General features: G+C 34.3%; 18 protein-coding genes and 1 tRNA gene. 8 read left to right on the forward strand and 11 right to left on the reverse strand.

The features are described 5' to 3' along the window. Positions 1 to 11: 11 nt before the first annotated feature. Together pdxA and H3U97_RS09580 are read left to right on the forward strand one after the other, a co-directional pair. Positions 12 to 1,013, forward strand: a complete 1,002-nt coding sequence (gene pdxA, locus H3U97_RS09575) for a 4-hydroxythreonine-4-phosphate dehydrogenase PdxA (RefSeq protein WP_065579160.1) — start codon at positions 12 to 14, stop codon at positions 1,011 to 1,013. A 205-nt stretch (positions 1,014 to 1,218) separates the two neighbouring features. Beyond that, the gene (locus H3U97_RS09580) at positions 1,219 to 2,559 is read left to right on the forward strand and encodes a GntP family permease (RefSeq protein ID WP_065651964.1); all 1,341 of its coding nucleotides are present in this window, start codon (positions 1,219 to 1,221) and stop codon (positions 2,557 to 2,559) included. A gap of 51 nt (positions 2,560 to 2,610) precedes the next feature. Here the strand turns inward: H3U97_RS09580 and cmoM are convergent, their stop codons facing one another. Both cmoM and H3U97_RS09590 read right to left on the reverse strand, forming a co-directional pair. Next, a complete protein-coding gene (cmoM, locus tag H3U97_RS09585; RefSeq protein WP_198198812.1) occupies positions 2,611 to 3,387 on the reverse strand; it encodes a tRNA uridine 5-oxyacetic acid(34) methyltransferase CmoM in 777 nt (258 codons plus the stop codon). Between the two features lie 12 nt (positions 3,388 to 3,399). Continuing rightward, positions 3,400 to 4,137, reverse strand: coding sequence for a 1-acylglycerol-3-phosphate O-acyltransferase (locus tag H3U97_RS09590; protein WP_198198813.1), 738 nt, complete (start codon positions 4,135 to 4,137; stop codon positions 3,400 to 3,402). A gap of 86 nt (positions 4,138 to 4,223) precedes the next feature. Here H3U97_RS09590 and mnmD point away from each other — a divergent pair, with 86 nt between their 5' ends. Further along, complete coding sequence (mnmD, locus tag H3U97_RS09595; RefSeq protein WP_198198814.1) at positions 4,224 to 4,937, forward strand: tRNA (5-methylaminomethyl-2-thiouridine)(34)-methyltransferase MnmD; 714 nt, start codon at positions 4,224 to 4,226, stop codon at positions 4,935 to 4,937. A 49-nt stretch (positions 4,938 to 4,986) separates the two neighbouring features. On the opposite strand, the gene H3U97_RS09600 is transcribed toward mnmD, so the two are convergent. From H3U97_RS09600 to dapB, 5 genes are all read right to left on the reverse strand, one after another. Then, entirely contained in the window at positions 4,987 to 8,787 is a 3,801-nt protein-coding gene (locus H3U97_RS09600) for a translocation/assembly module TamB domain-containing protein (RefSeq protein WP_198198815.1), read from the reverse strand. A gap of 1 nt (position 8,788) precedes the next feature. Continuing rightward, a complete protein-coding gene (locus tag H3U97_RS09605) occupies positions 8,789 to 10,471 on the reverse strand; it encodes an autotransporter assembly complex family protein (protein ID WP_174565005.1) in 1,683 nt (560 codons plus the stop codon). A 53-nt stretch (positions 10,472 to 10,524) separates the two neighbouring features. Continuing rightward, a complete protein-coding gene (hpt, locus tag H3U97_RS09610; protein WP_065579154.1) occupies positions 10,525 to 11,064 on the reverse strand; it encodes a hypoxanthine phosphoribosyltransferase in 540 nt (179 codons plus the stop codon). Between the two features lie 132 nt (positions 11,065 to 11,196). Then, positions 11,197 to 11,694, reverse strand: a complete 498-nt coding sequence (tadA, locus tag H3U97_RS09615) for a tRNA adenosine(34) deaminase TadA (protein ID WP_065579153.1) — start codon at positions 11,692 to 11,694, stop codon at positions 11,197 to 11,199. Between the two features lie 9 nt (positions 11,695 to 11,703). Next, entirely contained in the window at positions 11,704 to 12,525 is an 822-nt protein-coding gene (gene dapB, locus H3U97_RS09620) for a 4-hydroxy-tetrahydrodipicolinate reductase (RefSeq protein ID WP_065613155.1), read from the reverse strand. A 134-nt stretch (positions 12,526 to 12,659) separates the two neighbouring features. Between dapB and H3U97_RS09625 the strand changes: the two genes are divergently transcribed. Then, on the forward strand, positions 12,660 to 13,853 hold the full coding sequence (locus H3U97_RS09625; protein WP_198198816.1) for an MFS transporter: 1,194 nt from the start codon (positions 12,660 to 12,662) through the stop codon (positions 13,851 to 13,853). A 37-nt stretch (positions 13,854 to 13,890) separates the two neighbouring features. Here the strand turns inward: H3U97_RS09625 and H3U97_RS09630 are convergent, their stop codons facing one another. Next, the gene (locus H3U97_RS09630) at positions 13,891 to 14,502 is read right to left on the reverse strand and encodes an FKBP-type peptidyl-prolyl cis-trans isomerase (protein WP_065579150.1); all 612 of its coding nucleotides are present in this window, start codon (positions 14,500 to 14,502) and stop codon (positions 13,891 to 13,893) included. Positions 14,503 to 14,711: 209 nt separating this feature from the next. Here H3U97_RS09630 and bamE point away from each other — a divergent pair, with 209 nt between their 5' ends. Continuing rightward, positions 14,712 to 15,173 carry an outer membrane protein assembly factor BamE gene (gene bamE / locus H3U97_RS09635; protein ID WP_065579149.1) on the forward strand — a complete coding sequence of 154 codons (462 nt, stop codon included), beginning with the start codon at positions 14,712 to 14,714 and terminating at the stop codon, positions 15,171 to 15,173. A gap of 70 nt (positions 15,174 to 15,243) precedes the next feature. On the opposite strand, the gene H3U97_RS09640 is transcribed toward bamE, so the two are convergent. Next, entirely contained in the window at positions 15,244 to 15,618 is a 375-nt protein-coding gene (locus tag H3U97_RS09640) for a DUF5362 family protein (protein ID WP_065579148.1), read from the reverse strand. Positions 15,619 to 15,701: 83 nt separating this feature from the next. On the opposite strand from H3U97_RS09640, the gene dusA reads away from it, so the two are divergent. The 3 genes from dusA to H3U97_RS09655 all read left to right on the forward strand — a co-directional run bounded on the left by dusA (position 15,702) and on the right by H3U97_RS09655 (position 19,165). Then, complete coding sequence (dusA, locus tag H3U97_RS09645; RefSeq protein WP_232343793.1) at positions 15,702 to 16,670, forward strand: tRNA dihydrouridine(20/20a) synthase DusA; 969 nt, start codon at positions 15,702 to 15,704, stop codon at positions 16,668 to 16,670. 97 nt (positions 16,671 to 16,767) lie between these two features. Further along, positions 16,768 to 18,783, forward strand: a complete 2,016-nt coding sequence (gene rep / locus H3U97_RS09650) for a DNA helicase Rep (protein ID WP_198198836.1) — start codon at positions 16,768 to 16,770, stop codon at positions 18,781 to 18,783. A 305-nt stretch (positions 18,784 to 19,088) separates the two neighbouring features. Then, positions 19,089 to 19,165, forward strand: a tRNA-Arg gene (locus H3U97_RS09655). Positions 19,166 to 19,841: 676 nt separating this feature from the next. Here the strand turns inward: H3U97_RS09655 and H3U97_RS09660 are convergent. After that, positions 19,842 to 22,145, reverse strand: coding sequence for a TonB-dependent receptor domain-containing protein (locus H3U97_RS09660; RefSeq protein WP_198198817.1), 2,304 nt, complete (start codon positions 22,143 to 22,145; stop codon positions 19,842 to 19,844). A 91-nt stretch (positions 22,146 to 22,236) separates the two neighbouring features. Next, on the reverse strand, positions 22,237 to 23,088 hold the full coding sequence (locus H3U97_RS09665) for a hemin ABC transporter substrate-binding protein (RefSeq protein ID WP_198198818.1): 852 nt from the start codon (positions 23,086 to 23,088) through the stop codon (positions 22,237 to 22,239). Between the last annotated feature and the right edge of the window lie 41 nt (positions 23,089 to 23,129).

Here is a 23,129-nt window from a genome sequence, read left to right on the forward strand (position 1 = left end):
AGGAGTAATAAATGAAACGTCGTTGTTTAATCGGAGTCCCTATGGGAGATCCTGCTGGTATAGGTCCTGAAATTGTCGTGAAAAGTATTGCAGCACCAGAAACCTATGAATATGGATGTGTACTGGTAACTGGCGATAAAAAGGTGTTAGCTGATGCGTGTAAGTTTTCAAAAGTAAACTTACAGATTAATGAAATTACCGATCTAACTCAAATACAAGATAAACCTAATGTATTAAATCTTATTCAGTGTGGCGAATTAAATTATGATACGTTTAAAATTGGCCAAATTGAAGGGCAATGCGGTCAAGCTGCATTCAACTATATTAAAGTTATCACAGAGCTTGCTATGGAAAAAAAACTTGATGCCATTGCAACAACGCCTATCAATAAAGAATCACTTAAAGCTGGTAATGTTAACTATATTGGTCATACCGAGATATTAGCAGATCTTACCGGTAGTCAAGACCCGCTTACTATGTTTCAAGTTCGAGATTTGCGGGTGTTTTTCTTAACTCGTCATTTAGCACTAGTCAAAGCCATTGAATCATTAACGCCAGAAAGAGTCTGTGATTATGCTATTCGTTGTAATGATGCATTGGTTAAATTGGGGATCAATAAACCTAGAATGACGGTTGCCGGTATTAATCCACATTGCGGAGAGCATGGCCTTTTTGGTCATGAGGATGATGATGTTCTATTACCCGGTATTGAAATGGCCCGTAAACAAGGGATTGATATTAATGGTCCTAAACCGGCTGATAGTGTTTTCCATTTTGCTATGGGTGGCGGCTATGATGCTGTTTTATCTCCGTATCATGACCAAGGTCATATTGCAACGAAAATGGTGGATTTTCATCGTACCATTTCTATCACTAATGGAATGCCGATTCTTCGTACATCTGTTGACCATGGGACAGCAAATGATATTGCCGGAAAAGGAATCGCTAATCCAGTGAGTTTGATTGAGGCTATACGTTTAGCTGCGCTATACGCACCGAATTTCAAACGTTAATAAGTAGCTATTATTACTTATAACAATTTATTTTTCGGTAATGATTATGTCATTATCGAAGGAGGGTTTGCATATGTCTAAAAAAGAAAATAATAATAAATCACTTTATCCTTATGTCTTATTAAATGGCATTATTTTAGTGGTTGTCGGATTAATTGTTTTTTATCTAGGAAGTTTACATAGTATTGAGAAGAGCAGCTGGCGAATGGTTGCCGGCTTACTCGTTGCAATTACTTTGTTACTATTTATGATTTTAAAGACAAGAATTCAAGCATTTCCTGCATTGATTATATCCGCTTTAATTACTGGCTCACTGGGTGGTATGCCTGGTGAATTTATGATCGCAACGATTAGTAAAGGCTTTGGTAATACGCTCGGTAACATAGGGATCGTTATTGGTTTTGGCGTTATGATGGGGTCAGTTTTGCAGATGAGTGGTGCAGCACAAAAAATGGCTCAAGTTTTTATTAACCTTTTAGGAAAAGGCAGGGAAGAGTTAGCATTAGTCATTATCGGTTTATTAGTGAGTTTAGCTGTATTTTGTGATTCAGCATTTATCGTTCTATTACCATTAGTGAAAGCAATTTCACGTAGTACAGGTAAATCTGTCGTCGGACTTGGTTCAACATTGGCTATGGGGCTTGTTATTAGCCACAGTATGATTCCACCAGCGGTAGGACCATTTGGTGTAGTTTCACAATTTGGTATTGGCCTTGGTGAATATATGCTATGGGCAATGGTTGTTGCTATACCTATTACTATTGCTGGATTTATTTATACTCGCCATGTTGGTCGTAGTATTTATCAAATTCCAACTGAGGATGGTGAGAATTTTACCCGTGAACGTCTAACAGTTACTTCGCAAAATTTAGAAGATGATCAACAATTACCTAGTGCATTAGCATCTTTTGCACCAATTGTAACTCCGATTATTTTGATATTAACCGCTACTTTAGTAAATGAAATGAAATGGGATAGTTCGATTGCCATTATGTTAAAAACAATTGGACACCCAATTGTAGCTGTGGGCATTGGATTATTAATTGCTATCATGGCATTAACTAACTCATTTCCTCGAAAAGATGTTGTGCATCAAATGGAAAATTCAATTCGCTCTGCTGGTATTATACTGCTGGTTATTGGCGGTGGTGGCGCATTAGGAATGGTGTTACGTGACTCAGGAACAGGTCAAATTATTGCTGAATATATTGTTAAAATTGGTGTGCCTGGTATTTTGTTACCATTGACGATTTCAACTTTGATTCGCTTAATTCAAGGTTCTGGAGTAGTTGCCATGATTACCGCAGCGAGTATTACTGCACCAATGATTGGCACCTTAGGTGTAAATCCAATTATGGCCGGGTTAGGGTGCTCAATTGGTTCTTTTATGTTTTCTCACTTCAATGATGCTTATTTTTGGGTAGTTAATCGTTCATTAGGGGTAACAGAAGTTAAAGAACAAATTAAAGTTTGGAGTATTACTTCAACGGTATTATGGGCCGCAGGAACAGTGACATTATTAATTGTTAATGCCATTTTCTTCTAAGAAAATAGGGGTAGTGTAAAGGAATATGCTTCCCCTAATCTTTTCTCTAAATTAGTTATTATTAATTTTTGCGGTAACTAAAATATACCTTGCCAAACTGAGATAGGGTTCAGTTTGGCAAAACTGTTTTTCAATTTCTAATAACTCTGAGAAATGTGTTTCGGCTTTTGACTTATTGGTTAAATAGTCGTGAAAGACCCGAATCCCAGTTTTATTGATGATCTCAAAATTTTGTTGGTTTAACCATTGATACACGTGATTTGGATCGCGGGGATAATCAGGTGATAAGGTTTTCTTTTTACGTTTATTAAGACCGGCTTGAGTATATCCAAAATTACCTAAAGTCACTGTTTTAAATAATAGCCCGTGATAGTTATAAAACATTAATGACAAATAACCATCTTGTTTAAGGTATTGTTTGAGCGACTGTATTATTTGGATTGGATCGGCTACCCATTCTAAAACGGCATGACAAATCACAATATCAAATTGTGTTTCAATGAATTGATTCAGATCTTGAATAGGGCAATGAATAAAATTTAAACTTAGATTTTCTTGTTCAGCTTGCTTTTTTGCTAATTCGAGCATTTGTTCGGAAATATCACAAACAGTAATATTATGACCTAATTTTGCTAATCGACAAGCAATCTGACCTTGTCCACCGCCTGCATCTAAAATAGTTAATGGTTTATTTGTTGGATAGCTAGCTAATATATTTTCTAGCTCTTGCCAAACGATGGCTTCGCGAATCTTGCCTTTGTTTGTGCCATAAATATTTTTAGCGAATTTATGGCTGATATCATCAAAATTACGATCGATTTTAGTCATAGTAGATAATTATTATTTTAATAATTTTTTATTTAATTTAGTCGCTTCTAAATTAATTTGGGCAATTTTTTCTGACATCAGTTGATAGCACTCTTCCATTAATATTCTAGCATCTTCTTTACGTAGATTCTTAGTTTCAATTGGCGGAAGCATTTCAACGATCATATGGCCATTATTAAGGCGGTTAAGTTTTATATTATTGGTATCTGATACGCAAATCGGCACAATAGGAACGCCAGCGGCAATAGCAGCTTTAAAAGCACCAGTTTTAAATGGTAATAATCCTCGCCCACGACTTCGGGTACCTTCGGGAAACATCCATATTGATATCCCACGTTTTTTTATTTCGTTAACAACTAGGTTAATGGTATCTCGAGCTTTTGATTTATTATTACGATCAATCAAAATATTGCCGGTAAGGTAGTAAAGTTGTCCAAAGAAAGGGATCAGTGCCAGACTTTTTTTGCCGACAGTGACGGTTTTCGGTTGTACAATATCAGCAGCTACCACCATATCATAATTGTTTTGGTGATTGGCGATAAATACACAGCTACCTAACTTTTCAATTTCAGGATATTTACGAGTATCAACTTTTACCCCTAATAATGGTTTAAAGAAAAAACTAAAAAGATGAGCAAATCTAGCCACATTTTTGGGATTGCGAGGATTGAATAAGCAAAATATAACCCCTAGTACACAAGTTATAATGCCAATAAATAACACAAAGATTAAACGAAAAAGAAAAACCATAATTTACCTCACAAGTTAACTTAGCGTATTATATACGTAATCTATATGAATATACAGTTTGTTAAATATAGCTTTAAAGGATGTTTATGCACGAATCAACTATCATTTGGAATGATAATCAAATTCCAATTTCCCGTTACTTTGATGATGTTTATTTTAATACGGACGGTGCAGTAGATGAAACTCGTTATGTTTTTATTGAAGGGAATTGTTTATATGACAGATTTTTACAACATCGGCAAGAGACGTTTACTATTGGTGAAACTGGTTTTGGTTCAGGTTTAAGTTTTTTAATTACTTGGCAAACGTTTAAGCAATTTAGACAAAAAAATCCAAATAGTAATTTGAAAAAATTAAATTTTTTTAGTGTTGAAAAATATCCTCTATCTGCCAGCGAAATGTCAAAAATTCATAATAAAGTCATTAATCACAATGATGCATTATGGCCTCTAGCTAAGCAATTACAAGACTCTTTAAAAAGATCTGATGTTGATAGCTTAGAAGAAGCGAATTTGTTGATATGCTATGACGATATAAGTTGCTTTGCCGATTTCTTGGTTCAACAAAATAGTTTTATTGATGCATGGTTTTTTGATGGTTTTTCGCCAGCCAAAAATCCAGATATGTGGAATGAATCCCTATTTAAACATTGTTATCAATTAACAAGAGAAAAAGGAACCTTTGCAACATTTACTGCAGCAGGTTTTGTCCGACGTAATTTAATCAATGCTGGATTTAATGTCGAAAAACGTAAAGGATTTGGTCTAAAACGTGAAATGTTAATCGGCCAAAAAATCTAAATTAGTTCGCCAATTTAACTTTTGGCGAACTAATAAGAATTAACTAATATTAATTAAACTCGAATTGGTAGATTAGATCTAATGTTTGCGCAATACCAGAGGCTGCTTCGACATATAAATTTGGCAATAAACGATAGCGCAAGGTAAATGTTGCTAGTGAGTCGAATATACCTACACCATATTTTAATTGTAAATGAGGTAATATATAACCACTTACAACCACTTTTGAATTATTACCTGCCCCTTGAGTGTCTAAAGAAAGATTCTTGATGCCAAATGCATTACCAATATCACCGATGAATTGTCCTGTTTTGGCGGTTCCAACACCAACTAAAAACGCTGTCATCATATCATTATCGCTTTGATCAGAACTATCAAGACCTTGACCTCGAATTAGGTAAGAAAGCGCTTCTTGTTGTGACATAGCTGGATCAGAGAAAATCTCAATTTTAGGATCTGTTGATGACCCCTTAACTCGAATACCTGCTGTAATATTACTGTTATCCATGGAATCAGGATTACGAATGGCTTCTATATCTAACATAGCTTGATCTGTTGGACCAGAAAAAGTGATAATCCCTTTGTTAATGATTAGGTCTTGCCCATAAGCATGAAATCGTCCATTAGGAATTAATATTTCACCATGTAAATCTAGTCCTTTATTTGTCTGTGTCGCAATGAGTTTACCTTTTAATGAGGCTTGCAAACCAAAGGCATCTACCGTTACTTTATCACCAATATTGATTTCAATATGACTATTTATTTTCATGCCAAATTTTTGAGCTTGAATCTGTTTGTGGTTTTGATCCAACATGACTTCATCAGGTGACACGTCAATACTTGATGGTGGAAGTGAATCAACGGTGATTTTGCCTTTAGGAATTGAAACTTTACCAAGAATTGTCAGTTCATCTTGGGTTGCTTCTATTTTAATATCTGGAATGACTGACATGACAATCATTGGCGGTACAGAGACATCCATGGCAGCACCATTAACATTTAATGTTGCTTGCCATTTTTCAAAATTATTCCAGCTAGCTTGACCATTAATATTAATGTTTCCTGATTTAGTGGCCAAAATTCCTTTCATTGTCGAAGTTTTACCATTGAATTTAATATCAACCATAGCCGATTTGATATCGATTGGTAATTGGTTAGATTTTATGTCGCTATGTTTTAAATTGATACCGCCGGTTAAGCTAGGATCCATTAATGAACCAGAAAATTTAACCATTCCATTGATGGCGCCATTAGCATATTCATCTTTACTCAATAGCGGATTAATAATTGCTAGGGCTAAATTATCAATATTGAGTTGACCACTTAAATCTTTTTTTCCAGTTGGATCATTTATGGATAGATCGCCATTTATTTTGCCTAATTTATTTAAACCAAAACGCCAATTTAATTTAGCCTGTTGTTCATTAAATTCAGCATTGATATTAAACAGGTCAAATGGAATTGGTAAAGCTTGATTGGTGATCATCTGTTTAACAAAAACTTTATTGCTAGTTATATTGGCTTTAATACTCGGAATTTTGCTAGCATCGTCGAATTTAATATCTGCTTTGCCATTAATAAAACCATCAATTTTAGTTTCACCATCATTGGGAATAGGTAATTTGGCAAGATCAATATCTTTTAATGTAATAGATGTCTGGTTATTGTTAGCTATTGATAATGATTTATCTAAACAGATACTAGAATTATTGCTACGCCAACAATGTGCCCCTATAGTTGGAACGTGGCTAGTTAAATCATATGATAGAGAAATAGGTTTAGCTAATTGCCAACGATTATTATTAGCTAATGTAAGTAAACTATGCGGTATACTTGCGGTCCAATTATTATGTTGTTTATCTAATTGTCCATTTAATGTTGTTGCCATCGATAATGGATTACCTTCAAAATTTATATTTAAAGAGTGACGAGCTTCATTGCCTGATAGTTCAATATTAGCTTTTTTAATACTTTGGTTAGCGATATCGATATTTTGACCAATTAGCTTCAATTGTCCACTAAGTTGATCTGTGTATTGGATTTTGCCTGATAGATTGGCTTTCGCGATTGAAATATTTTCATAAGTTAAGTTGCCGATATTGATATTACTTTCGATAACTGGTGAAGTTTTACTACCTGTCATCTTGACATTACCAATAATTGTGCCACTTAGATTATCAACCAATAATGATAAAGTCGTTAAATTAAGTTGGCTATTTAAATTTCCTTTATCCGTTGAACCATTAATATTTAATTGATTTTTACCCCAAAGTAGAGATAAATTTTTTGCTGATAGCGTACGATTAGAATCAACAAATAGGTCACCATTAGCTGAAAAATTAGCTTGCTTAATGTTACCTTTCAACTGTATCTCAGGAATATTTAGTTGCCATAAATCACCTTCGAGCATACCCGAAGTTTTTAGTTGGCCGGCTAAGCGAATAGGGAAGGTTGGTAACTCTTTAATAATATCGACATTATTAAGGTTAATACTCGCATCCCATTTAAGTGCAGTTTGCCAATCTAGTTGGCCAGTAAGATTAATATCGCCTTGTGGAAACTTAATATTGGCATGGTCGAAAGAGGCAGATTGGTTGGTACCAGCACCAACAATATCAACAGACGTATCAGGTAAGCCATCTCCCTTAATCAAACCTTTAGCTAGCATATTATATTTTTGTGCATTGCCATTTAAGCTTATAGCAAAATTATCTAACTGATATTGTGGATCTCCTTCAATTGGCCATTGAATATGTTTACCGTCTAATTTTGTTATTAAAGGCAAATATTTCTCAATAAAATTGATTTGTCCCTCAATGGTAATTTGATTCAGACCAGCAATATTAGTATAAGTAAATAATTTACCTAATAAGTTTCCTGAAAACTGCCCATTAAGATGATTTTTTTCTGTATCGACCTTAATTGAAGCTAAAATAGGCCAATTATCGCCAAGTGTAATTTCACCAGATAAATAGGCATGTCCATTGACATAAGGCGTTGTTGCATTAGTGTCCACATGTTTGACCATAATATGATTATTAATCATCTCGGTTTTTATATTCACTTGGTTAAAATGATAATCTTGCCCAGCTATATGTAATAACCAATTATTTCCGCTTAAACTTGTGACATTAATATCGAGTGGAATACTAACCTGTGGTAGTGAATTTATCAAAGGTTGATTAAATAGTTGCTTAATTTTTTGATCAAGTGCTAAATCATCTTCAAATTTGTTGTTAGAGTTTTTTGCAGGGTGATCTGCAAATATTGCCTGTAAATCCATAGCAACAGCCGGGAGTACATAGATTTTTTCGTTGACCCAGTTAGCTTTTCCAGTGAAGTCTGACATACCAAATTGCATATCATCAACTTTCACAGTGACATCAGAAATATGGGTTTGTTTTAACTCAATAGGTAATGGCGTTTTAATTATTCGTCGTTTTTCTGATGTTGGTTCATCAGGTGAAAGTTGCAATTCATTAGTATTGATTACAACATTAACTCCATCAGCATCAAATTGTTTAACACAAATTTTTGTTTGTATTAAACATAAACCAGACAATTTGAATGTTGCATCTTTTACCTGTACATTGACACCAGGTAGTTCAAGTGACAACCCTTTAATATGTAAATCATGGAATGTACCTTCAACTTGGGCTATTTTTAATTCAGGTAAAAATTTATTAAGAACATAGGTAGTTAGCTTTACACCTAAAGATGTGTAAATCATTAAGATTGTAAAAGTGATAAGGAAAACAAAAATGGAAAGCACTACAATGCTGCGTTTTTTCCATTTACGTATTCGTTTTATTTTTTCAACCTTTTTTGCTCTTATTGGATTTTTTGCCATTTTATAATTCGCTTCCTAAACCAATATATAGATGTATTGAGCCTTTATCTTTTCTATTTAGTGGTGTTGCTAAATCAAATTTAATTGGACCGACAGGTGAAGCCCATCGAATACCCAAGCCGGTACCAGTATAAAATTTAGCTGTATCGACTTTATCTATTGCTTCACCAGTATCAACAAAAGCAGCACCCCACCAAGAGCCAGTTAAGTTATATTGATATTCGGCTGAGCCTGTGATCATTTTTGAAGCACCTTTAAGCTTACCTTTTTTATCTTTAGGTGAAATAGATTGATAACTGTATCCTCGAATACTGCGATCGCCACCAGCAAAAAATCTAAAAGAAGGCGGCACTCGATCAAAGTTACTTGCTTGAATAATGCCAAAATTACCTCTGGCTATAAAACGATGTGATTGTTTTATTGAACGAATCCAAGTTTGTTGAGCTTGAAAACGGACTAAATTAATATCAGAGCCTAACGATTCCGCTGCCCCTTCAACTGAATAACGTTGAGAATCACCCCACATCGATAATAGCTTACCGTCATTACGAATACGTGAAATACTTAGTGATGGATAGTATAAAAAGGTCTTGAACTTTGCATCCCCTTGAGTAAAGTCATCACGCAACATATTAAAACCAAGAGCAGTTTGCCAACCGTCAAAATTATCCCAATTACGCAAAGCACCTAAAGTATACGAACGTGAATAAGTGTCGTTATTATCAATTTTTTTATAACCACCTTGAATGGTATAATACTGTTCAATAGGCGATTTTTTTAAAGGTATTTTGTAGCTCATTGTAATAATTTGCTCTGGTGATGAGAGCGATAAACTACTTTGAAAACTATGTCCTTTACTATTGATCCAAGGTTTATTCCAGCCAATTTTGCCATGCACGCCATTATCTGTTGAAAAACCTAAACCCAGATCCATAGCATTTTTTTTACGAGGAGTGGTAACAACATCAATTGGTAGAGCTTTATCTGCAGTTAGATGTGGAAAATCTGGTGTAACAACTACAGAATTAAACCAGTTTGTCGAACTTAGTCGTCGATTTAATAATGACAACTGTTCAGCCGAATATTCATCACCTTCTTTAAAAGGTACGATATTGGCAAGATAATCTTGACGAATTTTAGCCTCAGGAAATTTAACCATACTAAACTTATAGCGTTTACCAGTATCAAAATCGATATTCCAAAATGCTTGATGGTCGTATTTAGATACGGCTAATTGATGGGTTGGCATTACTGCATCAAAATAGCCTTTTTTTAATGACAAGCTTTCTAAGCCTTTTTTAAATGCTTCATAAGTGCCGTGATTTAAAATTTCACCAATTTTAGGTAGTTGTTTAGCTAGTAACTCTTGAAAATCTTTATCTTGTTTACCTTCGCCATTGATATTGATATTTAATTGTTTAATTCTAACCGGTTCACCAGGCGATATTTTAACAACGAGGACTTTAGGATCACTTTCGTCATAATTAAAACTAGGAGAATAATAACCTAATGCTCGAAGTGCTTTTTGTGCTTCACTTTCAAAATATCGCTTAAAATTAGGCGAATTATTAATTTTATCTGATGTGATTAACGAAATGCGTGCATCGACATTTTCCGCAAGTTCTCCCGATAATCCTTTAATTGATAACTTCATATCAGCATAACTTGATGCAGTCGTTACCATTAAAAGTACGCATAATGAGCGAGAAAATCGTGACACATACACCTCGATAAAGTTTAGGATTCAAGTAATTTTACATGTCCAATATATGGTAAATGGCGATAATGCTGAGCATAATCTATACCATAACCCACTACAAACTCGTCAGGAATTGAAAAACCGATATATTTTACTGGTACGGCAACTTCACGGCGTGAAGGTTTATCTAATAATGTACAAATCTCGATACTACGAGGATGACGTAGTTTTAAAATAGCCATTACCTTGCTAAGAGTATTACCGGTATCAATAATATCTTCAACAATCAGCACATCTTTGTCACGAATATCTTCGTCTAAATCTTTTAAAATTTTGACATCTCTATTACTTACCACGGCATTGCCATAACTTGAGGCCGTCATAAAGTCGACTTCGTGACCAACACTAATTGCTCGGCTTAGATCAGCCATAAAGATAAAAGAACCTCTTAACAAACCAACTAAAATAAGCTCATTTTGACTGCTTGCATAATCTTTACTTATCTGTTGACCTATTTCATTTACCCGTTTTTGGATATCTTTGGCAGATATCATGGTTTCTAATGTATGTTTTTTCATTAATAATGCTCAGTATATATCTTAAAAAATCAGAACAGATTTTAGCAATTTTCACAGGTAAAAAGAATAACTAAGCAAATTTTTTATCAAAAATTAAAAAATGATTTATAGAATACATTTTTAAATATTAAGTCAATGGTTAACTGTACTATGACAAGAGTGTTTATTTTGTTTTATTTCTAAACGCCGTTTTTTGAAAAAGTTGCTTAACATTGAGCTACATTCACTAGCTAAAACACCACTAGTTATTTGGGCAAAATGATTAATGCCCGTTCTGGAAAGAATATTGATATAAGAACCAGCTGCACCGGTTTTATAATCACTAGCACCATACACTACACGCTTGATTCGACTATGTATAATAGCACCAGCACACATAATACAAGGTTCAAGAGTAACATACAATGTTGTATTGACTAAACGGTAGTTGTGTAAAAATTGACCTGCTTGTTCAATTGCCATGATTTCTGCATGAGCAGTTGGGTTATGTTTAATAATTGATTGATTAAAACCTTCACCAATAAGTTGTCCGTTTTCATCAACAATTACTGCGCCGACTGGAATTTCTCCTATAGATTCAGCGCATTTAGCTAATTCTAATGCATGACGCATCCAAATTTCATCTGTCATGCTTTAACATTATAAATTATTTAGATTAAGTACATCACGCATATCATAAAGTCCAACTGGTTGCTTAGCAAGCCATAATGCTGCACGTACTGCTCCATTAGCAAATGTCATTCGGCTTGAAGCTTTATGACTAATTTCAACTCGTTCTCCAACATCAGCAAAAATTGCGGTATGTTCACCGACAATATCACCAGCTCGAATAGTGGCAAAACCAATTGCCCCTTTTGGTCTTTCTCCGGTATGGCCTTCTCGGCAATAAACTGCACGCTCGTTTAAGTCACAACCAAGTGCATCAGCAATAGCTTCGCCCATCGCAAGAGCGGTACCTGATGGGGCATCGACTTTATGACGATGATGGGCTTCGATAATTTCGATATCAGTATAATCACCCATAATTTGGGTGGCTTTTTCGAGTAATTTAAGTACTAAGTTAACACCAACGCTAAAGTTTGCGGCAAATACAATTGCAATTTGTTGTGCGGCATTAGCAATTGCCTGTTTACCAGCTTCATCAAAGCCTGTTGTGCCGATTATCATCATTTTCTTATTTTCGACACAAAAAGTTAAATGTGCTAGGGTTCCTTCTGGACGAGTAAAATCAATTAATACATCAAACTGATCTTTTGCTTTGGCTAAATTATCTGTAACTTTTACACCACACAGTCCAATACCAGCAAGCTCACCAGCATCACTACCTATCAATGATGATCCTTCTCTTTCGAATGCAGCGCCTAAAGTCACTCCTTCAATTTGAGATACCGCTTGAATGAGTTGACGACCCATTTTACCTCCAGCGCCAGCAATAGCGATGCGAATCATATTTGTTGACATATAACTTTCCTTACATTATTACCTAATACACATAAACAAATATTATAGCGGAAAACTATTAAGTTATATACCGACTAAAAAGCAAAATGTTATACTTTGCTAGTGATATTTTTATAATAAATATAGGATACCTTATGCGTTGTAAATGGTATTTTGGATGGAACATTGTGATTGCAGCAGCGTTGTTAACGCTGCTATCTAGCGGATTACGGATGAGTATGGGGGTATTCTTTTTACCTATCGCCAACGACCTACAGTTTAGTCGTAGTACTTTATCGAGTATTATTGCTATTGGTATGCTATTTTCTGGAATCGCGATGCCAATAGCCGGTTATTTAGTTAGCAAATATGGAACACGCTTTGTATTATTATTAGGTTCACTAATTATTATTATTTCGTCTGTTTGGGCCGCTAATATAAATGATTATTGGAATTTTTTATTATCCTTTGGTATAGCGTTATCTTTTGGTACCTCGTTTGTTGGTTCGGTAAGTTTTACGCCGATTGTTGTTCGTTGGTTTAGCAAACATCGTGGCTTGGCTTTATTTATCTTATCAAGTGGTAGTATGGCTGGCATTGCGGTTATGCTACCTGTATTTGCTTATTTTATTCCGCTTTATGGATGGCAAACTACATTAATAGCATTTTCACTATTTTTTATGTTGTTAGCTTTACCGATAGCGCTTTTTATTATGAAAGATAAGCAAAGTGATATAGATACAACTGAAAATAGTCAAAATATAAGATCAGAAATGACGTTAACTCAGGTATTAAAAACTCGACCGTTTTGGTTGCTTAGTTTTGGATTATTTACTTGTGGATTTAGCATGAATTTACTTGGCACTCACGGTGTACCTATGTTAATGGATCATGGTTTTGATTCAATAACCAGTTCTTCTGCACTAGGCTTAATTGGTTTGGTGGCAATATTTAGTACATTAGTACTCGGCTATATTTCAGATCTTGTGCCACGAAAGTTTGTTTTAGCTATGATCTATTTTGTTCGAGGAATAGGATTTATAGCATTAGTTATTGCAGCATCTCAATGGCAACTCTATACCATAGCCTTAATAGGTGGATTAGTTTGGGCTGGTGCTTTATCTTTATCAAGTGCCATTTCTGCTGATATCTATGGTGTAAAAATTGTTGGTTTACTTTCTGGTTTAACTTACCTTGGTCACCAAATTGGTGCGATGATTGGTTCGTGGTTAGGAGGGTGGGCATATGACACATGGCATAACCACTTTATTGCCTTTGGCACAGCTAGCGCTCTATTGTTGTTAGCTGCACTATGTACCTGCTTATTACCTAAAATTTACAATAGTTAATTCTGACAATAATGGACGCAAGGGCGTCCATATTTTTTTATAGAACTTTTAATAATTCAACATCGAAAATTAAAGTACTATATGGGGGGATCGACGCGCCAGCACCTTGAGATCCATAAGCTAATTCTTGAGGAATATATAATCGCCATTTTGAGCCTTCTGGCATTAATTGTAACGCTTCCACCCAGCCTCGAATAACACCATTAACAGGGAATTCAGCTGGTTGACCTCGTTCAATAGAGCTATCAAATACAGTACCATCAATTAGCTGTCCAGTATAATGAACTTGCACTCGGTCAGTTGCTTTTGGATATGCACCAGTACCTTGTTTAAGTACTTCGTATTGTAAACCTGATTCAGTTGATTTTATGTTATCTTTTTTAAGATTTTCAGTTAAAAAGTCTTTTCCTGCTTGGGCAATTTTTTCTGCTTGTTTTGCTTTTTCTTTAGAAGCTTGTTCATGAACGTGGCGAAGAGCATCATGCAATTCTTGTAAAGGTAAAGCTGGTTGGTTACCACTTAATACATCTTCCATAGCTAATTTTAATGCATTAAGTTCTAAATTGCTTAATCCTGACTCTTTTAGTTGTTGGCCAATTTGTAATCCAATTGCGTAACTTGCTTTTTGCTCAATGGTATCTAATTTCATTTTTTACCCGTCATTTGTTTATATAAAGTTGCTTATTATAGTGCATTACGATTAAAGATAAGAAGAAAAATATCAGCTCTTGTTAATTATCATCAAGATAACAATGCTTTTAAGTATAAATTTATAGAAGAATTTATTATTTTTTCTAGCGCTTAGTTAAAATATCAGCGATAATATATTCTATTGTATTTTTGAATGGATGATTTTAAATGCCGTTTCGTAAATCTATTTCGCTTGCTATTGTGGCCGGTATGTTACTAACTGGTTGTTCTCTTGTTGATCGTTGGGTTTATCGACCTGATATCAATCAAGGTAATTATGTAACAAAAGATGCAATAGAATTATTACAAGTTGGTCAAAGCAAAGAACAGGTGGTGTTTATTATGGGATCACCAATGTTAACTTCTTCTTTTGGGGGTAATGTTTGGTATTATGTTTTCCGCCAACAGCCACAACATGGTAATGTAAGTCAGATTACTTATGCCGTTTATTTTGATGAGATGGGCATAGTGAAAGATATTAAAACCTCTACATTAGAAGGTTCTTTATCATTAGAAGAAATGAACCAACAAGAAATTTCAGATCCTATTGAAATAAAATCAGAAGACGATAATGATCATTTACCTACTCAACAATCGTCTGAAGTTTCATCAGAAGGTGAATCAGAATAAAATTCAAAAAAAAACCTCGTTATAATAACGAGGTTTTTATATCTATGTTCAATTCGATTAAATCGGTCTATTAGTAGTGACCACCAATAGAAGAAATAAGAGCTACTATAAGAATCATATAAATAATGAAAAATACAATTGAACAAATAAAAGCAATTAAAGAAAACTTCCAATAGCCATGTAAATTTTCAATAGCTTCAATAAGATTTCGTTCATTATCAAAATTTGCAGCCATACTAAATGTGCTGCCTGATTTGAATAGTTTTACGCCAGCTAAAATTACCGGAATACCGACGATAGCAGATATGATCCCTAAACAAGATAAGGCGCCGATAATTATCATTATAACTCCATAGATTTGTTGCATTATTGCTATAAATCTCATCTGTTTTTTTAATAATTCAGTTGAAGTAATGGTAATACTTTTCGGTTGGTTAAAATCCATATTTATTCCCTATATTATATATTGTTGTACTATTAAAAAATGGCAGATAGAATAACATTTTATTTTTTTATGTCGAGGCTAATTTGCAAAAAAAATCTATATTAAATCGTTTTTCTATAGCTCCCATGCTCGATTGGACTGATAAACATTGTCGTTATTTTCATCGTATATTGACCAAAAAAACCTTACTCTATACCGAAATGGTCACTACCGGCGCAATTTTGTATGGTAAAGGCGATTATTTAGCTTTTAATAGCCAAGAACATCCTTTAAGCTTGCAACTGGGTGGAAGTGATCCTATTGCATTGGCTGAATGTGCAAAATTAGCCGAACAACGAGGCTATGATGAAATTAATCTTAATGTCGGTTGTCCTTCTGATCGTGTACAAAATGGCATGTTTGGTGCCTGTTTAATGGCAAAAGCTGATTTAGTCGCAAATTGTATTGATGCCATGCAAAATGCTGTCAGTATTCCTGTAACGGTAAAAACACGTATTGGTATTGATAATCAAGATAGTTATGGCTTTTTATGTGAATTTATTGAAAAAGTCATGCCTCATACGGAAACATTTATTGTACATGCTCGTAAAGCTTGGCTTTCCGGACTCAGTCCCAAAGAAAATCGCGAAGTGCCACCACTTGATTATGAGCGAGTTTATCAATTAAAACGTGATTATCCTCATCTAACTATCGCCATAAATGGCGGAATTAAAACCATTGATGAAATCAAACAAAATTTAACTTTTGTCGATGGTGTTATGGTTGGTCGTGAAGCTTATCAAAATCCTATTTTACTGACGCAAATTGATCAACAAATCTTTGGTTCTGATGTTCCAAGTCCTGATCCAATAGCGGCAATACAAGCACTTTATCCTTATATTGAAACCCAGTTAACTCAAGGCGCTCAACTCAATCATATTATGCGTCATACCTTAGGTATCTTTAACGGTAGAAAAGGGGCTAAACAGTGGCGACGCTATTTGAGTGAAAACGCCCATAAAAAAGGGGTAGGAATAGAAGTTGTTGAACAGGCATTAACTTTTATTCAATAGCTACAAATGTTATGAAATGTTTCGAAGCATGGCTGGATTGCGCATGCTTGATAGTTCAGTATATACTAGCGAACAATTTTACTTAGGGTTCTCTTTTGTGCGTTTAAATTCAAGTCAACAACAAGCTGTCGAATATGTTTCAGGGCCTTGTCTGGTACTAGCTGGTGCAGGTTCAGGTAAAACTCGAGTAATTATTAATAAAATCGCTTATTTAATTCGGGTAAAAGAATATTTGCCTCGACATATTGTTGCTGTGACTTTTACTAATAAAGCTGCTAGGGAAATGAAAGAACGCATAGCCCAATCCTTGAGTAAACCAGAGGCAAGAGGGCTAAAAATTTCAACCTTCCATACCTTAGGATTAGATATTGTACGCCGAGAATATAAACATCTTGGTATTAAAGCTAATTTTTCACTATTTGATGATCATGATCAATTCGCTTTGCTCAAAGAGCTTACCCAGCAATGGTTAGATGGTGATAAAGATCTTATTAATCAGTTACGTTCAACTATTTCGAATTGGAAGAATGATATTGTTGATTCAACCATTGCAATGGCGAGAGCGCAGACGAATAAAGAAAAGCTATTTGCTCACTGTTATCAACTTTACGAAAAACAGCTTAAAGCATGTAGCATATTAGATTTTGACGATCTTATTTTATTACCGACATTGCTATTAAAAACTAATGATGAAGTTAGAGAAAAATGGCAAAACCGTATTCGTTATCTATTAATCGATGAATATCAAGATACCAATACCAGTCAATATGAATTTATTAAATTATTGGTAGGTAGCCGAGCTAAATTTACGGTGGTTGGTGATGATGATCAATCAATTTACTCCTGGCGTGGTGCGCGTCCCAAAAATTTAATCTTACTAAAACAGGACTTTCCTCAACTAGAAGTGATTAAATTAGAACAAAATTACCGATCATCAGGAAGAATATTAAAAGTTGCTAATATTTTAATAGAAAATAATCCTCATATCTTTGAAAAGAAATTATTTTCCGAACTCGGTTATGGAGAACATCTAAAAGTTATTTCAGCCGATAATGAAGAACATGAAGCGGAAAAAGTGGTTAACGACTTAATCGGACATCGATTTGCTAATAATAGCCAATATGGTCAATATGCCATTTTGTATAGAGGTAATCATCAATCTCGTTTAATTGAAAAAATGCTAATGCAATATCGAATTCCTTATCGAATTTCCGGAGGAACATCCTTCTTTGCCCGCATTGAAATTAAAGATCTAATGGCCTATCTCCGTTTATTAACTAATCCTGACGATGACAATGCATTTATCCGGATTATTAATACCCCAAGACGTGAAATTGGGCCAGCAACTATCCAAAAATTGGGAGAGTGGGCAAATCATCGCGGAGTTAGCTTATATCAAGCTAGTCATGATATGGGATTAACGGAATTACTATCAGGTAAACGAATGGAAACATTACATTCCTTTATTCACTGGTTTGATTCATTGATTGAAAAATCACATCTAGAGCCGATGGCTGCCATTCATGAACTCTTACATGGTATTCATTATGAAAGTTGGATTTACGAAACTTCATCTTCGCCAACTGCTGGGCAAATGCGCATGCGTAATGTAGAACAGTTAGTGAGCTGGTTAAATGATATGTTACAGGGTGATGATATCGATGAGGGATTAACTTTAGAGCAGGCTGTAGCTAGATTTACCTTGCGTGATATGTTAGAGCGTAATGAAACAGAAGAAGAACTGGATCAAGTACAATTAATGACGTTACATGCCTCTAAGGGGCTTGAGTTTCCTTATGTATATTTAATCGGCATGTCCGAAGGGGTATTGCCACATCAAACCAGTATAGATGAAGACAATATTGAAGAAGAACGACGGCTTGCGTATGTAGGAATCACTCGAGCACAACGGGAATTAACTTTTTCATTTAGTCGACAGAGAAAACAATTTGGTGAAACAGTTTATGTAGAACCAAGTCGTTTTTTACTTGAACTTCCTCAAGACGATTTAGCATGGCAAGATCAGCGCCATGAATTATCACCTGAGAAAAAGATGCAACAAGGGCAAAGTCGTTTAGCTATGTTAAAAGCACAAATAGCCAATGCTAAATAAAAGACCAATATTTCAATTGAGATAAGACTGTCATTGAATTGCTATCATAGTTTATTATTAAATCTGACCAATCAGCAATAATATAAAAAAATTGAGGAAAGGGGTTTTTTAGGCTTAATAATAAATAAATTTTATTTATTTTTAACAAAATACCCGATTTTTCATTAGAAAAATTTTGAACATATCAATTATGTCATTAAATTGATGATATTTTGACTATATAATCTAATAATCCATTAAAAAGCATTGACGGATCAAAATAGCTTTATATAATACTCTGCGTTATATCAATTCTGCTACTCAATGTCTCCTTAGCTCAGCTGGATAGAGCAACGGCCTTCTAAGCCGTAGGTCACAGGTTCGAATCCTGTAGGGGACGCCATTAAAATCTATGATAACTAATCGTTTACCGTCGCTAAGCTTAACTGCTGATTATCCTTGCTTTAATTCTGTGACCTCATTTTAAAATTTTACTTAATTATTTAGGGTTTTAATAAAGGTTTTTTGTATTATCTTTAATGCTTTATTATTATTTAATTTCTTTTGGTGAATTAGCTATTTTGATATTAATTTAGAGTAAGACAATTATAATTTTCGATCTGTTTTATATAGTGATTTATTTGCAATATCCATTTTGAATATGCTTTTAAATTTTCCTAACAATGATAGAATCTATGACATACAGAGATAAAACAATTTAAAAAGGAATTAAATATGGCGTTAAATGGCTGGGGAGTGTTTTTACTTACTTTGATTATTTATTGGTGGGTTTATTTCGCTGTTTTAGTTGTTGGTATATTTCTTTTATTCTCATCTCATAAATTTTTAAGAATTACTGGGATATTTTTTATAATTGTTCCTATATGTTGTTATCTCTTCATGTTTCTCTTCCTTATTTTTGCACCTAGGTTTTCAGTTGGTTAAAAAGAGCGTAACATAACCAAAATTATAATAATTAATTGGTTTATTGTTGAAAAAATTAATCAATAGTCATATCAGTTATTCTAATAAAATAACCCGCAAAAGCGGGTTATTTTTTATTCTGTGATTATTTGATTTTAGAAATCAATATCTAAACCTAGTTGGAAAGTACGGCCTGGAGCAGTAAACATATCTAGATATTTATGATCTGATGTACTATATAATTTATTATTACTTAGATAATCCCAATATTTTTGATCAGTAAGATTGTAGATGCCACCATTTAGCTTCACATTTTTGGTGATATTGATATAACCAGTTAAATCAACAATACCATGACCAGCGATTCTAAAGTAATCATCTTTAGATTTATCAATTGGTTTACCATCATTACCATAAGTTTCACGAGATGTTGCTTCGGCCTTTTTGCCTTTTTGGAAGGTTGCAGTAATCGCTACACCGTAAAACTTGTTTGGATCGTCCCATGCTAAGCCGATAGTGCTTTTCATTGGTGCAATGGAATCCATCTCAATATATTTATCACCTAAATAACTCGATTTTGATTTGCCTTGGTTATAACCAATTGCGAATCTGGCGCTCAAACCATTAACCGGTTCAATCCATTTTCCGATATTGAATTCACTGCTTAGTTCAGCACCATAAATATAAGCCTTATCACGGTTTTCAGATTGATAAACAATACGGTTACCAATGCCAACGAAGTCTTTTTTATAGCGAGTATAAGCTATAAAGTTTTTATATTTATTATAAAAAGCTGATGATGAAAGTGTCACACCCGATACAGGTTGTCCTTTTAAACCTAATTCAAAGTTGTCACTAGTTTCAGTTTTAAGATTTGAATCGCCTACTAATACATACATGTTGCTATGCGCTAAATAAGAGCCATAAAGTTGGTTCTGATTTGGCATTTGTGCTGCACGCTTATATTGCAAATAGGCAGTGAAATCAGGGGTAATGTCATACATAAATGCCATCGAAGGTAATACTTTAAAATCACTATTACCATTGTATTGTTTACCTAATTGACTACTACTTATTTTTGATAATGACATATTTTCAAGGTTACGCGGTTTAGTATTTTGGTAAACAGCTCTGACACCAGGAACTAAATAAAAATTATTACTGTCATTAACATTAAAGCTTATCCGATCTTCGAAGAAGCCACCAAGTTGATAACTACGGCTATCGGCTTGTGGTTTACTGTAATCGCCATCAGGGAATACTCTAGTATTTGGTGATTTAGCTGATGAGAAGAATGGTGATTCATCTTCACTCCATTTACCATTTAAACCAGCACTAATGCGTTGGTTATCGTAACTTTTGATTAAAGTTGTAATAAAGTTATAAGCTTTGGTATTGTAGTTCGTTTGGGTATTAAAATTACCTTTAGTTTTATTACGGATGTCGGTATTGTCATAAACATTAGTACGTTGATAATTCAATTGTGTGGTTAAACTATCAATCCAACTGATATTTGTCGGTTTCCATTGATCTTTAATTGCAAGATTGAAACGATTATTTTTGCTTCTTTGTTTATCAAATGATTCAACCTTTTTACCATATCTATCCCAAGTATCATAATGAGAATTTTTGGTTTTATTATTGTAATCAATAGTGGTGTTGATTAAATGTTCATCCGTCATTTGCCAACCAAAACCAGCTAAGATTGAATTAGAGTGCCAATTTTCTGGATAACTATTGATTGAATCACCATAGTTACGAGTTTGTTGACCATCGCGTCGACTTAATACCAAAATACCATTTAGATACTCATCACCACCAGCCATGGTTAAACCTTGGTGATAACTTCGGTCGGAACTGTCATAGTTGTTTTGGAAACCGAAATAGCTGGTTTTTCCAGGATAGAGGTAATAACTTGCGGTTTTAGTTTGAAATGATACTGAACCACCTAAAGCATTGTTAGCGTTACTAACCGAAGTTGCGCCAGATTGGATATCAACTTTATTGTACATATAAGTATCAATATAATCTCGGCCAATACCATAAGATCCAAATCCAGCTCGACCTACTGAATTAACTCGACCTTGAGCAATTGGTAATGGCATACCATCAATATCGATTGAAACACGATTAGCATCTAAACCACGAATATTATAACCGGTAAATCCACCACGGTCCCAACTACTTTTACCACTACTTGAGCCAGAAATGCTACCAGAAGCAGATATCAGCGGTTGATAACGCATAATGGTACCAAAGTTAGTCCCTCCATCACGGCGAATATCTTGCTCCGAAATTTCGGTATTTGTTCCGGGTTTTTTTGTTGCTTCATGAGCGGTAACGGTAATAGTATCAATATCGTTTTGATCATTATGTTTATCAGCAGCAATAGCAGGTAACGCCAATGTTAAACCTAATGCTAATGAGCTGGTATTTTTTAAATATTTAAACTTCAACATGTTAGTCCTTTCAAATCAGATATACTAAATAATAAAGTGCACATCTATTGCTTCAATTAATAAAAATTTTATTAAATTTTTTTAAAATAAATTATTGCGGATAAAAACTTTGGAAGAGTATTTTGGCTGCTTCATCAACTCGTGGGCCAATGCCAAATAAGTAGCTATCATCAATAATGGTAATTCGATTATTTTTAAACGCTGCCGTTTCAGTAATACCCGGAATCGTATTAACTTTATCTAAGCCGCCTAGTTGATCAATTGAATGTTTATTCAATATGATAACTTCTGGATTTAGGGTAATTAATGATTCAGCAGTATAACTTTTAAAGCTATTATGATTTGCAAGATTTTCACCACCAGCAATGGTAATTAATGCATCAATAGTCGTGTTTTTCCCTGCTACTGAGTTAGTTCCTCCCATGCTCATTAAAGCTAAAACCTTAGTTTTTTGTGCATGTGTAGCAACTTTCGCTTCAATGTCAGCAATATTCGTCTTAATTCTCTCGATGAGAGCTTGACCTTCTTTTTGTTTATCTAATTTAACTGCAATTTTATTAATATTTTCGTAAAGTAATTCAATTGTCCCTGGTACACGTTTCAAAGCTAAAACGTCTACTTTTGATTGATTAACTTGATCAATAATATTTTCAGGTTCAACATCACTTAATGTGATAAACAGCGATGGTTTTAACGATAAAATTCCTTCAATATTTAATAATTTCCAATAACCGATTTGTGGTAATTGTTTAACTTGTTTAGGAAAACTACTCGTTTTATCAACACCGATAACTTGATCTCCAGCGCCAAGGGCAAACACAATTTCAGTAAGAGCACCGCCAGCAATAACGATTCTTTGATTAGCTGAACTGAAATTAATTAGGCTGTTAATGCTGAAAATCAGCAAAAATAACACAAATTTTTCCGTAAACTTTTTTTTCATTACTTATTTACCTACCATGGCTTAAAAATTAGACTGGATAA

The organism is Gilliamella sp. W8128, assembly GCF_016100545.1.
In the GTDB taxonomy this organism is placed as follows: Bacteria; Pseudomonadota; Gammaproteobacteria; order Enterobacterales; family Orbaceae; genus Gilliamella; species Gilliamella apis.

Excerpts from the sequence above, each read along its gene's own strand:
- hpt (WP_065579154.1), bottom strand. The coding sequence starts at position 11,064 with ATGAAAAAACATACATTAGAAACCATGATATCTGCCAAAGATATCCAA.
- H3U97_RS09590 (WP_198198813.1), bottom strand. The coding sequence starts at position 4,137 with ATGGTTTTTCTTTTTCGTTTAATCTTTGTGTTATTTATTGGCATTATA.
- H3U97_RS09600 (WP_198198815.1), bottom strand. The coding sequence starts at position 8,787 with ATGGCAAAAAATCCAATAAGAGCAAAAAAGGTTGAAAAAATAAAACGA.
- H3U97_RS09665 (WP_198198818.1), bottom strand. The coding sequence starts at position 23,088 with ATGAAAAAAAAGTTTACGGAAAAATTTGTGTTATTTTTGCTGATTTTC.
- H3U97_RS09580 (WP_065651964.1), top strand. The coding sequence starts at position 1,219 with ATGGTTGCCGGCTTACTCGTTGCAATTACTTTGTTACTATTTATGATT.
- H3U97_RS09630 (WP_065579150.1), bottom strand. The coding sequence starts at position 14,502 with ATGAAATTAGATACCATTGAGCAAAAAGCAAGTTACGCAATTGGATTA.
- H3U97_RS09605 (WP_174565005.1), bottom strand. The coding sequence starts at position 10,471 with ATGGTAACGACTGCATCAAGTTATGCTGATATGAAGTTATCAATTAAA.
- bamE (WP_065579149.1), top strand. The coding sequence starts at position 14,712 with ATGCCGTTTCGTAAATCTATTTCGCTTGCTATTGTGGCCGGTATGTTA.
- mnmD (WP_198198814.1), top strand. The coding sequence starts at position 4,224 with ATGCACGAATCAACTATCATTTGGAATGATAATCAAATTCCAATTTCC.
- H3U97_RS09660 (WP_198198817.1), bottom strand. The coding sequence starts at position 22,145 with ATGTTGAAGTTTAAATATTTAAAAAATACCAGCTCATTAGCATTAGGT.
- H3U97_RS09625 (WP_198198816.1), top strand. The coding sequence starts at position 12,660 with ATGCGTTGTAAATGGTATTTTGGATGGAACATTGTGATTGCAGCAGCG.
- cmoM (WP_198198812.1), bottom strand. The coding sequence starts at position 3,387 with ATGACTAAAATCGATCGTAATTTTGATGATATCAGCCATAAATTCGCT.
- dapB (WP_065613155.1), bottom strand. The coding sequence starts at position 12,525 with ATGTCAACAAATATGATTCGCATCGCTATTGCTGGCGCTGGAGGTAAA.
- tadA (WP_065579153.1), bottom strand. The coding sequence starts at position 11,694 with ATGACAGATGAAATTTGGATGCGTCATGCATTAGAATTAGCTAAATGC.
- H3U97_RS09640 (WP_065579148.1), bottom strand. The coding sequence starts at position 15,618 with ATGGATTTTAACCAACCGAAAAGTATTACCATTACTTCAACTGAATTA.
- pdxA (WP_065579160.1), top strand. The coding sequence starts at position 12 with ATGAAACGTCGTTGTTTAATCGGAGTCCCTATGGGAGATCCTGCTGGT.